This is a genomic window from Bradyrhizobium mercantei (genome assembly GCF_001982635.1).
Lineage (GTDB): Bacteria > Pseudomonadota > Alphaproteobacteria > Rhizobiales > Xanthobacteraceae > Bradyrhizobium > Bradyrhizobium mercantei.
This window is the reverse complement of the sequence record NZ_MKFI01000007.1, coordinates 260,234-273,624: the sequence shown is the minus strand read 5'-3', so window position 1 is coordinate 273,624 and position 13,391 is coordinate 260,234. Positions and strand designations below refer to the sequence as shown.

General features: G+C 63.1%; 11 protein-coding genes, 1 tRNA gene and 1 pseudogene. 7 read left to right on the top strand and 6 right to left on the bottom strand.

Annotated elements, in window-relative coordinates; genetic code table 11:
- Positions 1-12 precede the first annotated feature (12 nt).
- Positions 13-906, top strand: a complete 894-nt coding sequence (locus BI327_RS31090; RefSeq protein ID WP_076865073.1) for a LysR family transcriptional regulator — start codon at positions 13-15, stop codon at positions 904-906.
- An 8-nt stretch (positions 907-914) separates the two neighbouring features.
- On the opposite strand, the pseudogene BI327_RS31085 reads toward BI327_RS31090, so the two are convergent.
- The 3 genes and pseudogenes from BI327_RS31085 to BI327_RS31075 form a co-directional block, all read right to left on the bottom strand.
- Positions 915-1,875, bottom strand: a pseudogene (locus tag BI327_RS31085) (tripartite tricarboxylate transporter substrate binding protein).
- A gap of 69 nt (positions 1,876-1,944) precedes the next feature.
- Positions 1,945-2,724: a histidinol-phosphatase gene (gene hisN / locus BI327_RS31080; RefSeq protein WP_076865072.1), complete on the bottom strand. Its 780-nt coding sequence runs from the start codon at positions 2,722-2,724 to the stop codon at positions 1,945-1,947.
- A gap of 704 nt (positions 2,725-3,428) precedes the next feature.
- Positions 3,429-4,316 carry an N-formylglutamate amidohydrolase gene (locus tag BI327_RS31075; RefSeq protein WP_076865487.1) on the bottom strand — a complete coding sequence of 296 codons (888 nt, stop codon included), beginning with the start codon at positions 4,314-4,316 and terminating at the stop codon, positions 3,429-3,431.
- A gap of 304 nt (positions 4,317-4,620) precedes the next feature.
- On the opposite strand from BI327_RS31075, the gene cpdR reads away from it, so the two are divergent.
- The 4 genes from cpdR to BI327_RS42990 all read left to right on the top strand — a co-directional run bounded on the left by cpdR (position 4,621) and on the right by BI327_RS42990 (position 6,346).
- Positions 4,621-4,980 (top strand): cell cycle two-component system response regulator CpdR, encoded by a 360-nt coding sequence (cpdR, locus tag BI327_RS31070; RefSeq protein WP_016843340.1) that lies wholly within the window; start codon positions 4,621-4,623, stop codon positions 4,978-4,980.
- 79 nt (positions 4,981-5,059) lie between these two features.
- Positions 5,060-5,134: transfer RNA gene (locus tag BI327_RS31065), tRNA-Val, on the top strand.
- A gap of 600 nt (positions 5,135-5,734) precedes the next feature.
- Complete coding sequence (locus BI327_RS31060) at positions 5,735-6,022, top strand: DUF5658 family protein (RefSeq protein ID WP_174683066.1); 288 nt, start codon at positions 5,735-5,737, stop codon at positions 6,020-6,022.
- A 147-nt stretch (positions 6,023-6,169) separates the two neighbouring features.
- Positions 6,170-6,346: a hypothetical protein gene (locus BI327_RS42990; RefSeq protein WP_210191239.1), complete on the top strand. Its 177-nt coding sequence runs from the start codon at positions 6,170-6,172 to the stop codon at positions 6,344-6,346.
- 709 nt (positions 6,347-7,055) lie between these two features.
- On the opposite strand, the gene BI327_RS31055 is transcribed toward BI327_RS42990, so the two are convergent.
- From BI327_RS31055 to BI327_RS31045, 3 genes are all read right to left on the bottom strand, one after another.
- Positions 7,056-7,892, bottom strand: coding sequence for a hypothetical protein (locus tag BI327_RS31055; protein WP_143271718.1), 837 nt, complete (start codon positions 7,890-7,892; stop codon positions 7,056-7,058).
- Complete coding sequence (locus BI327_RS31050; RefSeq protein WP_083742274.1) at positions 7,889-9,475, bottom strand: putative bifunctional diguanylate cyclase/phosphodiesterase; 1,587 nt, start codon at positions 9,473-9,475, stop codon at positions 7,889-7,891. Before BI327_RS31050 ends, BI327_RS31055 begins: the two co-directional genes overlap by 4 nt.
- 376 nt (positions 9,476-9,851) lie before the next feature.
- Positions 9,852-10,301: a hypothetical protein gene (locus BI327_RS31045; RefSeq protein WP_076865069.1), complete on the bottom strand. Its 450-nt coding sequence runs from the start codon at positions 10,299-10,301 to the stop codon at positions 9,852-9,854.
- Between the two features lie 653 nt (positions 10,302-10,954).
- Here BI327_RS31045 and BI327_RS31040 point away from each other — a divergent pair.
- Both BI327_RS31040 and BI327_RS31035 read left to right on the top strand, forming a co-directional pair.
- Positions 10,955-11,389 (top strand): hypothetical protein, encoded by a 435-nt coding sequence (locus BI327_RS31040; protein WP_076865068.1) that lies wholly within the window; start codon positions 10,955-10,957, stop codon positions 11,387-11,389.
- A gap of 811 nt (positions 11,390-12,200) precedes the next feature.
- A complete protein-coding gene (locus BI327_RS31035) occupies positions 12,201-13,196 on the top strand; it encodes a helix-turn-helix domain-containing protein (protein WP_245334990.1) in 996 nt (331 codons plus the stop codon).
- Positions 13,197-13,391: the final 195 nt, after the last annotated feature.

Sequence of the window (13,391 nt, the reverse complement as noted above, 5' to 3'; positions counted from 1 at the left end):
GCGGGAAAAATCATGCGGTTCGACCTGATCGATTTGCAATTGTTCATCGCGGTATCGGATGCGCGCAGTATCACGCAGGGCGCGGCGCGCGCCAACATGGCGCTCGCCTCGGCGAGCGAGCGAATCAAGGGCCTCGAGGAGGCGCTCGGCGTCGCGCTGCTCAAGCGCGGCCGCCGCGGCGTCGAATTGACCGCGGCGGGAGAGAGCCTGCTCGGCCATGCCCGCATCGTGATGCACAATGTCGAGGCGTTGCAGAGCGATCTTGCCGCCTATGCCAGCGGCGTGCGCGCCAACGTGCTGCTGCTCGCCAACACCTCGGGCCTGTCGGAGCATCTGCCGCGCGCGCTGGCCGCGTTCCTGCACGAGCATCCCGATATCAGCGTCGATGTCGAGGAGCGCGAGAGCACCGACATCGCGACCGCGATCGCCAGCGGCGCCGCCGATCTCGGCTTCGCTGCGGAACACGCGCTGCCCGACAGCGTCGAACGGTTTCTGTTCAGCGAGGACCGCTTGATGCTGGTGGCGTCGCGGCGCAGCGATCTCGGCGGCCGGCGCCAGATCGACTTCCAGGAAGTGGTCGGCCGCGACTTCGTCGGCCTCACGGCAACGTCGGCGCTGCAGGTTCATATTTCCCGCCACGCGGCAAAGCTCGGTGCGCGGCTGCGCTTTCGCGCCCGCCTGCGCGGCTTCGACGCCATCTGCCAGATGGTCGCCGCCGATGTCGGCATCGCGGTGATCCCGGAAACCGCGGCGCGCCGCTGTGCATCGGCGATGCCGATCACGACGATCCGGATTCGCGATTCCTGGGCCAATCGGAGGCTGACGATCTGCGCCCGCAGCTTCAAGGCGCTGCCGCGCGCGGCCAAGCAGCTCGTGGAATATCTCCGCGCCGAAGCGCAGCGCTGACGGCATGCTCACTTCGTCGTCACCACGCCGGCGTCCTGGATCACCTTCGCCCATTTCTTGATGTCGGCGGCGACGAAGTCGCGGAAATGCTCCGGCGTGTCGCCGACCAGCGTCAGGCCCTGCTCGGCGAGCTTGGCCTTGACCGCCGGATCAGCCATCGCATCGGTGGCGAGCTTGTTCAGCTTCGCGACGATCGCCGGCGGCGTTCCGGCGGGCGCGACCATGCCGTACCAGTTCTCGATGATCAGGTCGGGCATGCCGGCCTCCGCCGTGGTCGGCACGTCGGGCGCCGTCGGCGCGGCCGCCGAGTGCGATCGGCCGCAGCGCGCCCGCCTTGATCTGCGGCAGGATCACCGGCAGGTCGAGGAAGGTCATCTGCACCTGCTGCCCCAGAAGGTCGTTCACCGCAGGCGCCGCGCCGCGATAGGGCACGTGCACGATGTCGATCTTCGCCGTCAGCTTGAACAATTCGCAGGCCAGATGCGGCAGGCTGCCGGGGCCGGAGGAGGCGAAGTTGAGCTTGCCCGGCTGGGCTTTGGCGAGCGCGACCAGTTCGCTCATGTTCCTTGCCGGCACGTCGGTTGCGACCACCAGCATCTCCGGCACCGTCGCGACCAGCGTCACCGGCGCGAGATCCTTCAGCGTGTCGTAGGCGACCTTCTCCATGCTCGGGCTGATCGCCAGCGCGCCGGCGCTGGCAATCGCGACCGTGTAGCCGTCGGGCGCCGCCTTCGCGACCGCGTCGGTGCCGAGCACGCCGCCCTGGCCGGCGCGATTGTCGATCATAATGGGCTGCTTCACCAGTTCCGACATCTTCTGCCCGATCACCCGCGCGATGATGTCGTTCGGCCCGCCGGGAGGGAACGGCACGATCAGCCGGATCGGCTTGGCCGGGAACTCCTGGGAGGAAGCCGCAACGGGCACGAGAAGCAGGAGAAGGGCTGCCAGCAGCCCGCCGCTAGTCGTCATGTGCGCCCATCCCTGACTTTTCTCGTTGTCGTCAGGATGGGCGCGGATCAGTCGCGCGGCAAGTCAAGATCAGGCGTTCAGCAGCTTCATCGCGGCTTCATGCACGCGCGGGTCGCCGGCTGCGATGATGCGGCCGCCGCCTTGCGCCGGCTTGCCGTCCCAGGTGGTCACGATGCCGCCGGCACCGGTGATGATCGGGATCAGGCCGGCAATGTCGTAGGGTTTCAGCTCGGTCTCGACCACGAGGTCGAGATGGCCGGCCGCGAGCATGCAGTAGGAATAGCAGTCGCCGCCATAGCGCGACAGCCGCGTCGCATTCTCGATGCGGCCGAAGCGGGCGCGGTCATCCGGATTCATCAGCAGCGGGCTCGTGGTGAAGACGGTTGCCTCCTTCAACGAGGCGCAGCGCCGCACCGAGAGCCGCCGCTCGCCTGACGGGCCCGAGTAATGCGCCGAGCCGTTGTCGCCGGAGAAGCGCTCGCCGATATAGGGCTGGTGCATCATGCCGAATACCGGCGTACCTTTGTGCAGCAGCGCGATCAGCGTGCCCCAGATCGGAAAGCCGGCGATGAAGGACTTCGTGCCGTCGATCGGATCGAGCACCCAGACGTAGTCGGCGTCCTCGCGCTCGGTGCCGAATTCCTCGCCGACGATGCCGTGCTGGGGGAAGTTCGACTTGATCAGCCGCCGCATCACCGCTTCCGCCGCCCGGTCGGCCTCGGTGACCGGATCGAAATCGTTCGAGCTCTTGTTGTCGACCGAGAGCGAGGTGCGGAAGAAGGGCAGGATGGTTTCGCCGGACGCGGTCGCGAGGCGGCCGATGAAGGCGGTAAAGTCGATGACCGTCACGGCATGTCCCTGAAATGCGCAAACGACGCGGTAGAAACCGGATACGCTCTTGCCTAGAGCCTTTTCCGTTTCGATGAAATCGGAACGAGGCTCGAGATCTCTGTTTGACGCGTTTTCTTTGCGCGAACCGGTATCCACTTCGCTTGAAAACGCTCTAGCTCAATCCGATGCAGCGCGCACGGTTAACGGAGTGTTATCCCGCCCCGATGTCGGGTTCCGGACTTTCGTTTGGCTTCGGATTCGAAAGCCTCCCAGGCTCCAGAGCGGATCACGAAGTTGCGAGTTCTGGTATACAAGCTATGCGCAAAGCGCCGGCCGTTACCGTTTTCTCGTGTAACTATTTGATTTTGCTGTAACTAATTTTACCGAGTTGGCCTGTGACAAATTCGACAGCCTACTAACAAATACGCAGGAAATGTTTCGAAAGTTCTTGCGTTTTGTGCAGCGCGGTCGCATATTGTTGCGGTGCGGTAGCGCCTCGCGCTATCGCTGCCCTCCTTGGGCGTTTCCTCCCTAGACTTGGGCCGCTTGTTCATTCAAGCGGCCCTTTTTTCTTGGCGCTTGCTTAGCCCTTCCTTGGCCTTTCCTTGGCTCAACGTTTCCACGCATGAACCTGGAATCCAATTCCAGCGCTCGCTGCGCCACCAATTGAATTCGCCGTTCACGACTTCGCCGGTCACCACGGCACCGGTCCAAAGACGCGGCTACTCCGCGGCCGCCTGGAACGGGCCGAGATCTCCGAAGGGAATTTTCGCGAGCGCATCAGCCAGCGTCGCAAAGTCTGCCGCCACCTGGGCGAAGCGCGGCCCGCGCTCGCGGCGCCGCTCATCCATATAGACCGCGCGGTTCAGCTCGATCTGCACGGTGTGCAGGCCGCTTGCCGGATTGCCGTAATGCTCGGTGATGAAGCCACCGGCATAGGGCTTGTTGCGGCCGATCGAATAGCCGAGCGAGCTCAGGATCTCCTCGACCAGGTCGGGCAGCAGCGGCGCGCAGCTCGTGCCGTAGCGGTCGCCGATCACGACGTCGGGGCGGCGCGGCTCGTCGCGCGACACGCCGACCGACGGCATCGAGTGGCAGTCGACCACGATCACGGCGCCGAACGCCTGGTGCGCCTTGTTGATCAGCCGGCGCAGCGCGCGGTGATAGGGCTTGTAGAGCACCTCGATCCGCCGCAGCGCCTCGTCGACGTCGAGCCGCTCGCGGTAGATCTCCTGGCCGTCGCCGACCACGCGCGGGATGGTGCCCAGCCCGCCGGCCACCCGCATCGAGCGCGTGTTGGCAAAGCTCGGCAGCCGCCCGGTGAACATCCGCGGGTCGAGCTCATAGGGCTCGCGGTTCACGTCGACATAGGAGCGCGGGAAGTTGACCCGGACGATCGGGAAGCCGCGATCGCTGAGGCCTGCGATCAACTCGTCCATGAAAGAGTCTTCGGAGCGGCGCAGCGCGGCCACATCGATTCGCGACGCCTCGAGGAATTCGGCAGGATAGACCGAGCCCGAATGCGGGGAATTGAAGATGATCGGCGCGCGCCAAGCCTGCGGCTCAACGATCTCGAACGGGGGCGACAACTCGCCAGCAAATTCGGTCATTCCCTTGGCGCCGTCCCTTGCGTCCGCCTTGCCCCGCAAGAACTGATTCTGCCGGAAAAGCGGAGATTTATGGGCGGGCATTGTCGGTAATCGCGATCATTCTGCCAAGTGAAAAGAGCGCGGTTTCCGCTGGAACGCGTCTTAAGAGCAGGAAATGCCGCACCCGATCGATCCGACGCGTGGTAAGGTCCACAAATAGCCGGCGCCCGCCGCCTCAGGCTTGACGCCAATTTCACTCGAAATTTACTGTCTGTCGGGCTTACTGCTCGGACTGATCCTCCAGCCGGATTCGACGATTCCTGCCATGCCGAAAATTCTTCTCGCCGAAGACGACACTGATATGCGCCGCTTCCTGGTCAAGGCGCTCGAAAACGCCGGTTTCAAGGTCTCGCCGCACGACAACGGCATGTCGGCCTACCAGCGGCTGCGCGAGGAGCCGTTCGAAATGCTGCTCACCGACATCGTGATGCCCGAGATGGACGGCATCGAGCTGGCACGCCGCGCCTCGGAACTCGATCCCGACATCAAGATCATGTTCATCACCGGCTTCGCCGCCGTGGCCCTCAATTCCGATTCGGAGGCGCCGAAAAACGCCAAGGTGCTGGCCAAGCCGGTGCACCTCAGGGAATTGGTTAGCGAAGTGAACAAGTTGCTGGCGGCCTGATTCGCCAAAAAACCTTCACTTTGTATCCTTGCCTGCCCCGCCGCGGTCCGTTATAGGGTCCCGATCCAAACATGGCTTTGGGTGCGTAGCTCAGCGGGAGAGCACTACCTTGACATGGTAGGGGTCACAGGTTCGATCCCTGTCGCACCCACCATCCTTCGCTCGCGCAGCGAGAGAAGGATGCCGCGCCGAAGCCCAAAGGGCGAAGGCGGGCTGTGGCCGCGAGCTTCGGCTCGGCAAGCCAGGCCTCATCACTATCGTGGCTTCGCGTGGCGCAGCCACGCCGGAGACCGCCAGCGAAGCGTGTCCGGCGTAGCTTGAACGAAGTGAAAGCGAAGACGGACGACGGCACCGAAGCCCAACGGGGCGTCGGCGGGCCTGTCAAACCTGGTTCGATGTCATCACCCGTGCATGCGGGTGATCCAGCATTCCAGAGACGGCAGTGTTTGAGCCGGGAGGCCGCGGCTCACCGGATGCGCAGTTGCGCAGACACCTCTCCGCTAGGCCATGACTCCCTCCAAGCCTGCGCCGGGACGACACCGAATGTGTTGCACGGGCTTGCGAGTCCAACATCCGCGCTCTCGCGACACGGTTTGAATCGCGATCTGCATGCGCAGGAATCATGGTGAGATCAGGCTGCATGGAACCTATCCAGCCGTCCTCCGTTGCAATCTGCCGGCCGAACGAACAATTAATGAATCGGTGTTACGTAGGGCCTCTTTGACAGTCCGGCGGTCCGTACCGAGAGGCTGAAATGAATTTCGTTAAGGTATTGCTGGTGCTCTTCGTGCTGCTGCTCGGATGCGCCGATCTCGCGACCACCAACAAGATTCTTGAACTCGGCTTCAATGAAGCGAATCCGTTCATGCACATGGCTCAGACATGGTTCGGAGCCTGGTGGATGATACCGAAACTGGGCCTGACGTTTGTCGTCATGGCGCTGCTCTGGCGCAGCAAGAACGTTTTCAATATCGCCCTTGTCGCGGCGTTCTGCTCCACGCCCGTCATCAACAACGTCCTCCTCATCGCCGGCGCGATCTGAGCCGCTCGCATTCGTGCGGCTGGTATGGCGAGACTTGCATAGCGGGCTTTTTCGCCTGATCATGTCTCAATTTCCAGAACTGCCAGCGGCGTTTTTTCAGCCGGCTGCGGAGTGAGCATTCCGCGAGACCGATCACGAGGATTCATTTTGACGAAGGAGCAACTCGCTCGAGACGCCGCAGATATTTTCCGGCTGCTGCGAGCATTTCGCTCGATCAAGGATCGAGCGGAGCGGTGGCGTGTGATCGAGGCTGTCGAGGCAATGGCTGAAGGCGGCGCAACCGACAAGGCCGCTTCCGACAAGGCCGAGAAGCCTCATGTCTGAGCGATTTGCGATCTCTTCCGCGTCGCGACCAGCCGCCACGTGACGGGCGCGCGCGGATTGCGGAGGCGCGCCGATCAAAAAGAAAAGACCCCAGCGGGAAGCGCCGGGGTCAAGTTTTCACTTGGAAGTTTTGGCGCTGTGATCAGCAGTGCCCTTGAACGCGGCACCACGCGAATGGACCGCATCCACAACGCTACCGTCTCGCAGCGGTGTGAGACAACCCACGCGCGGCGCATGGGCCCAGTCATCGCGGAGGCGGCGTTCGGTGCCTGAATGACCCGTTTGGGGTATGCCTGATTGGCACCAGATGGATAGACTGTCTGGTTTCGCGCGTTAGCGATCCGGCAGCGCGCCTTGCAGTTCCGCCACGCGGACTGCCTGCTCTCCAAGGCAACGGCGACATATGGACCGCTCGTGGTTCGCGCGAGGCGCGCGCAGGCCCGATGATACCCCGTAGAATCACGCCCGGGCTACTACGCGTCGCATTTCGTCGTTGGTGCTGCTACCCCGTTGGCTACGGCGTCGGTTGATCGACGCCTCCCGCTTCATTGGATGCCACCGTGCACACCGCTCTGAGCCTGCTTTCGATCTGGGTGCTGATCAACATGTTGTTCGTCGTGGTCATGACGCCGCCGGACAATTCGCGGCGGCCTGAACCAAGCGAGTGACGGACCCCTAAGCTCAAGAGCCTCGGCAACAACAAGGCCGGTCAAGGCTGCACGTTGCTGCCGCTCCAGGGTGAGGGCCGCGCCGGCGCGGCCGCGGCGCCGACCAGCGGACGCCGATTCCAGTCCAGCACGGAATCGCTGTGCAGCTGCTCGACGACCCACAGGAAGTAGACCGAGGCGGGAATACCGATCAGGTCGAACACGAGCATCGAGCCGCTGCCCTGTGTCGTGGCATCGATGAGGTGGATCAGTCCGCAGCTGAAGAACACACCCGTCAGCGCAGCACCGGACAGCGACCAGACGCCGGTCGCAAGATGGCGGCGCACCTGATGGTCACCGAGATACCAGCCGACCAGGCCGTAGGTCACGGTCACGAACACGTTGGCGAAGAACGTAACCGACGCGACGTTGATCCATGTGCTTGGAGCCGTCACGCGCGCGGCAAGATCGGCCGATGTGCAGAGGAAGGGGACGTTTGCGCCGGGCTCGGCCATCGCCCAGGCCGCGAGCCAGCCCGCGGTGATGGCGAAGCCGCCGACCAGCAACATCGCGCGATGCGGCGAGAGGGCGATCAAGCGCTCGCCCTGGCCGCCCAACATGGTCTCGAACCGCAGGAACACAAAGGTCAGTCCCGCCGGCAGCCCGAGCAGGGTGACGGCGAACATCGACCAGGACACGCTTTCGCCTTGCAGCACCTGGAAGCCGTGCACCAGATGATGCGGGCCGCAGCTCGCGGCCATCATCGAAAATCCGATGCCGAAGCGCGACCAGCCCCGGTAACGATGCAGGCTGACCGTTTCCCAGGCCGACAACAGTCCGAGGCCCGCGTAGGCCAGCCCGATCGCCAGATTGCTGAGGCCGATGACCGCGTACATCATCGCGACACCGTGGCCTTGGTGCCCATCGGCGCCCCGATGTGATCAAGGAATTCATCGATGAAATAATGATGGCCGCGCCGCACCGGTCCTTCCACGGGCTGCGCGGCGTGCAGCGCGCGTCCCGAACTCGGGTGCCAGAGTGCCTTGCTCAGCATCGGCGCGATCTGTTCGGCCGCAACCGGCCGCGAAAAGAAATAGCCTTGCGCGACGTCGCATCCCATGCGGAGCAGCATGGCGGCCTGCTCGCTCCGTTCCACGCCCTCGGCGATGGTGTGCTTGCCCATCGCGTAGGCCAGGCTCAGGATCGACGACACGATCGCGGTATCGCCGGGCTCGCTGCTGAGACCGTCGATGAAGCTGCGGTCGATCTTCAAGACTTCGGCCGGCATGTCGCGCAGCCGCGACAGCGACGAGTGTTCGGTCCCGAAATCGTCGATCGCGACGAACACACCAAGCTGCCGGATCTGATCGAGAACCCGAACGACCTCCTCAGGTGCGCTCATCATGACGCTTTCGGTGATTTCGAGGCACAAGGCGGTCGGATCGACATTGGTCGAGGCGAGAACCTGGCTGAGCTCGTCGATGAAAGTCGGCTCCGCGATCTCCCGCGGCGACACGTTGACGGTCATGGCCAGCCGGCAGCCCGGCATCTGCCTGGTCCACTCGGCGAGCTGGCGGCAGGATTCCCGCAGTACCTGCCGACCGATCTTGACGATGAGCCCGCATTCCTCGGCGACGGGAATGAAGTCGGCGGGCGAGATGATGCCGCGTTCGGGATGCCGCCAGCGCACCAGCGCCTCGACACCGACGACGCATCCGTCCTTCAAGCGGACCTGCGGCTGATACTCGACAAACAGCTGTGACTCCCGCAGCGCCGCCCGCAGATCGGATTCGATCTGGACGCGCTTCTCGGCGCGGGCATGCAGCTCGTCGTTGAACTCCGCCAGCCGCGCCCGGCCGCGGACCTTCGCCGCGTAGAGCGCGGTGTCCGCCTCGCGGAGCAATTGCTCGGCGCACTTGGTGCCCGGCGTGCAGTGCGCGAGCCCGACGCTTGCCGAGACCACGACTTCCTTGCCGGAGAGCAGGATCGGCTCGGCCAGGGCGGCAAGGATCCGTCTGCCGAGCGCCGCTCCGGAGGAGTCCGAGGCACGCGGATGCAGGATCACCATCTCGTCGCCGCCGAACCGGCTCGCCGTATCGTCCGGATCAAGACATGCAACGATGCGCCGGGCCATCTCGGTCAGCACCTTGTCGCCGCTGCTGTGGCCGAGTGAATCGTTGACGAGCTTGAAATTGTCGAGATCGACGAACAGAACCGCGATGCGCGCGCCGTCATCGGCCTCGCGCGCCAATTCACGATCCAGTCGTTCAAGCAGCAGGCTGCGCGTCGGAAGTCCGGTCAGCTGGTCATGCGCCGCCGTATGCATCAGGCGTGCAATGACGCCGCGAAGGCGCTCGACCTCGGAGTTTGTTCCGATCGACGGAACCAGGGGATCAACCTCAACGCCCGAATGCTGGTCCCTGCGTTGTTCCCTGATCGCGGCCCCAAGCCGTATTGAAATATTCGGCCGCAGTCCAACCATCTCCCTGTCCCCAATCGGCACTGTAATATCCGGCGACGGTAGCCAGTGTGGAGTCTGCAAGAGGTTGCGTGAAGGCGGTGCGCGACTTTTGCGCGATAACGATTTGCAAGATGGTTACAAATCTACGAGGGGCGCACAGTCCATTTATTGAGACTTTCGTCGACGGTAAAATTACCGGGGTTCCGACGCATGGAAATTCGGAACGCTCGCGGTTCGACGAGTGATCGACGACCCAATGGTTCCAGGCCTTGGCAGGCTCGCGGCGTCGCCGGCCGCGATGTCGCCGTCGTCGGTGGCGCCAAGCGTCATCACGCTGGACGAAACGGCCGCGGGCATGAGCCATGCCCGCGCGCAATTCGGTGAGCTTCGACCCGTCTCACCAATGATGCCAGCGATGGTGCCAACGGTGATGCCAGCGCGGATATGGCCCGCGATAATAGGCGTAGGCCGGCCGCACCACGTGACGATAGCGGTAGCCGTAATAGGCCGGCCTGTAGGCGCTATAATATGTCGTGGTGTATCCGCCGCCCCAACGATACGGCGCGCCATAGTAGTCGTCATCGTAAGCGTAACCGGGCGCATAGTAGGCGGGTGCGTAGCCGTAGCCATAGCCGTAACCGGGGTAGCCGTAGCCATAGCCGGGGTAGCCATAGGCTGACGAGGCGAGGCCGCCGACGACTGCGCCGGCAATCAATCCGCCTGCGAGCGCGGGACCCCATCCTCCCCACCCTCCGTGTCCCCACCGCGCTTCGGCGGGCGCCGGGGCTGCGATGGCGCCCACCCCAAGCGCACCGACTGTTGCGAGAACAAGGGCTGTCTTCCTCATGAGATTCCTCCTCGACCAGTGATTGCCCAATCGGTCAACGGGGCCGGGTGGCAATGGTTGCTGATCGCCGCGCGCCTGCGCGGAGGCGGCAATCGGTTCCTTGAGCGGGATCCTGTCGCGGTTCCCTGGTGCGGGATGTCGCGTCGCGCATGCGTCTAGGAACGGCACGGGCGGCGACGCTGTTTCCTCAGAAGGCAGGTTCACCGGTGAATAGCGCGCACGCCAGTGCCGCGCATCTCGCCGGGCTTTGTTGGAAAGCGGCCGGAGCGAGCGCCAGCCATTGGCATCAACTTTCGCGCACTGAATGGCCGCCAAATTTCAGGAGGAATTAGCAATGCAGAACAGAATCATGAAGAGAGGCGCAGGCTAGGGCACGCAGGCGCCGGCGCAAAACTCCGATCGCAAATAGGATGTTCGGATCGGAAATGGGATATTCGAGCAAGAGCCCCGCCGCATGGCGGGGCTCTTTTCTTGAGGTTTACTTGAGGTGTCCCGCCCCCTGACCGTGCGGTCGGCCAAGGTTGATTCAAGGCTCGCTCGCCAGCGGGTCAATTGGCACGGCGCCCCGAAGCGGGGCCGGCGCGTGCCTTCCATCAAGCTGCGTGTCAGAGTGTGCTCACGGCCTTGCGACGCGGCAGAGGGGAGAAACCACGGTGCTCGATCATATCCTGAAGTTCATGACGCTCGGGACCATTATCGTTGGCGTCACGGCGATCTACACTGCGCTCCATACCAACAACCGGCGCCTCGGTGCCGATATTTTCCTCAGATACTCCGATCGCATTTCCGATCTGCGCCGCCGCCTGCCGATGGCCGCGTTCCACGACGAGGGAGCTGCCGGCACCATCGAGATGTCGCTCGAAGAGCGCCGGATCGTGCATGAAGTCATCTACTCGATCTACGAGCTTTATGAACTCTATGTACATGGCTTCATTCCGCCGGGGATCTGGAAGATCAGGGAGCCCGATATCGAACGGGTTCTCTCGCTGCCGGTCTTTCAACAAGAACTGACAGCCGTGCAGGGCCGGTTCGCCAGGCATCCGCGCTTTGCGGCATGGCTCGACCGGCTCGGGCAACGCAAGGCTTAGACAACGCGGGATGGCCGCTCAGCGAAACTGATCTTGCTTGACGTGATGTCTCGATGTCCATGATCCGGCTCGTGCCGCCGCTCGAACGCTTCTTTCATCAGGGATGTGATGAGGCGTTGTGACTTTCGTCATCTCGACCCTGATATGTGAATGCGACAATGTGCAACGGCATGTAGGCCGTGCGCCGTGGGTGTTTTCCGTTTGCACGGATTGCATTCACTTCTCTCGCGGTGAATTGCCGCATGATTAGGCAGGCGTCCTCGCGTTGCCAGTGAGAATCGGTGCAGGGCATTATCGATATGTCATCTACCGTGCTTAGGTCGCATCCTTCTTGTGACATTCATCCCGCTTCAGCGCGGAGATCGAGAAAATCTTCCGAAGACTTTGTGATGATGCGTTGCCCGATCGCATCGCATGAAAGCAATTTTGGATTTCCGCGCGACGCTCGTTGCCGTCTGTCTGGTTCTCACACAGATTGTTATCTAGATCAGCCAGGCCGACTCGGTGACGGGGCTTCCGCGCCGAATGCGGCGCGACGCGACAATGATGAACGCCATGTGTGAGCACGACTGCCGCAGGACCCGTCGGCCCTATCAGGAGCGGCCGGCGTAAGCGGGTCATGTCCGCATCGAAAAATGCAGCTTCCTTGTCCGCCGAAAATTCGCCTGCCCGCAAGCGGCCGGCGACGCAACCTTGGGAATGCGCCTCCGTTGAGATGACGCTCGTCGTTTGCGACAACGGGGCACGAGAGTACATGCAACAAGACGACAATATGCCGGTGAGCGCAGCGAAGCTCCTGGAACAAGTTCCCTTGCCACGTGAACCCCGGAACATCAGGGATATCGCCCCGGCGGCACCGCGTCGTTTTACGACACGGTCCTATCCGCCGTCGGAGCAATTCGAGGTCTGGAAGACGCGCATGGCCTCGCTGGTCGACGTCGCGCCGCCCGAGGGCCACAGTCCTGCGCAGGGCTTCGAGGTGGAGTACCTGACCTGCAACATGGCCGATGTCGTCTTCACGTCGGGCCGCTTTGCCGCGCAAAATTTCGCGCGTGCGGCCGAGCCGTCGCAGGGCGCGCCGGTCGACATCTGGTGGCTGTTCCGGGTGCGCTCCGGTGAAGCCGCCTTCGAAACCGCCGACCGGCGATTGCAGGCCGGGCCGGGCGCGATGTTCCTGATCGCGCTCGACGACGATTTTCGCGGCAGCATCACGAATTATGATGGGCTGGTGCTGGCGTTGCCGCGCAGGTCGTTCGCAGGCGTCGCAGATCAGCTCAGCGAGGTCAGCACCATCCTGCTCTCGGGCAATCTGATCGAGCTGTTGACCGATTATCTGGACCGGCTCGAAACCCGCCTGGTCCTGATGTCCCCGGAAGAGTTGAGGCAGGCGGGGCGGGCGACCGCGCAGATGATTGCGGCCTGCATTCAGCTGTCGTCGGATCGGCTGGAGCAGGCGCGCGGCGCGATCGAGTCGGTGCTGTTCGAGCGTGCGCGTCTTTATATAAAGGCGCATCTCGGCGACTTCGATCTGACGCCGGATCGAATCGCGCAAAAGTTGAAGATCTCGCGATCAAACTTATACCGGGCATTCGAAAGCGTCGGCGGCGTGGCCGGCTACATCATGCGCAAGCGCCTGCATGCGGCGTATGCCGAACTCGTCGGCAGTCCCGACCGGCGGGTGCAGGATGTCGCCTATCGCCACGGCTTCAAGCTCGCGTCCGATTTCACCCGCGCATTCCGGCGCGAGTTCGGCGTCAGCCCGCGCGAGATGCGCGAACAGGCGCGCCGCAGTTCGAGCGCAGGTTGAGCTCTTCCGCGAATCACCCGATGGCAAAGATGTGCGGGTGGGACACGCGTTGTGCACGGTCGGATTCATATAACCACGTCCGCGCACCGTGTGTCTTAATGATCGTTCAACTTGTGAGACGATCTGCCATCTATTTGGACGGCCTGCTGAGTGACGTTGTCAAATATGTGTCTATCATTTTCCTTTATGACGACT

Bases quoted from the DNA above. Each gene is read 5' to 3' on its own strand.
- BI327_RS31075 (WP_076865487.1), bottom strand. From the start codon at position 4,316: ATGACCGAATTTGCTGGCGAGTTGTCGCCCCCGTTCGAGATCGTTGAG.
- BI327_RS31060 (WP_174683066.1), top strand. From the start codon at position 5,735: ATGAATTTCGTTAAGGTATTGCTGGTGCTCTTCGTGCTGCTGCTCGGA.
- BI327_RS31090 (WP_076865073.1), top strand. From the start codon at position 13: ATGCGGTTCGACCTGATCGATTTGCAATTGTTCATCGCGGTATCGGAT.
- cpdR (WP_016843340.1), top strand. From the start codon at position 4,621: ATGCCGAAAATTCTTCTCGCCGAAGACGACACTGATATGCGCCGCTTC.
- BI327_RS31050 (WP_083742274.1), bottom strand. From the start codon at position 9,475: ATGGTTGGACTGCGGCCGAATATTTCAATACGGCTTGGGGCCGCGATC.
- BI327_RS31055 (WP_143271718.1), bottom strand. From the start codon at position 7,892: ATGATGTACGCGGTCATCGGCCTCAGCAATCTGGCGATCGGGCTGGCC.
- BI327_RS31045 (WP_076865069.1), bottom strand. From the start codon at position 10,301: ATGAGGAAGACAGCCCTTGTTCTCGCAACAGTCGGTGCGCTTGGGGTG.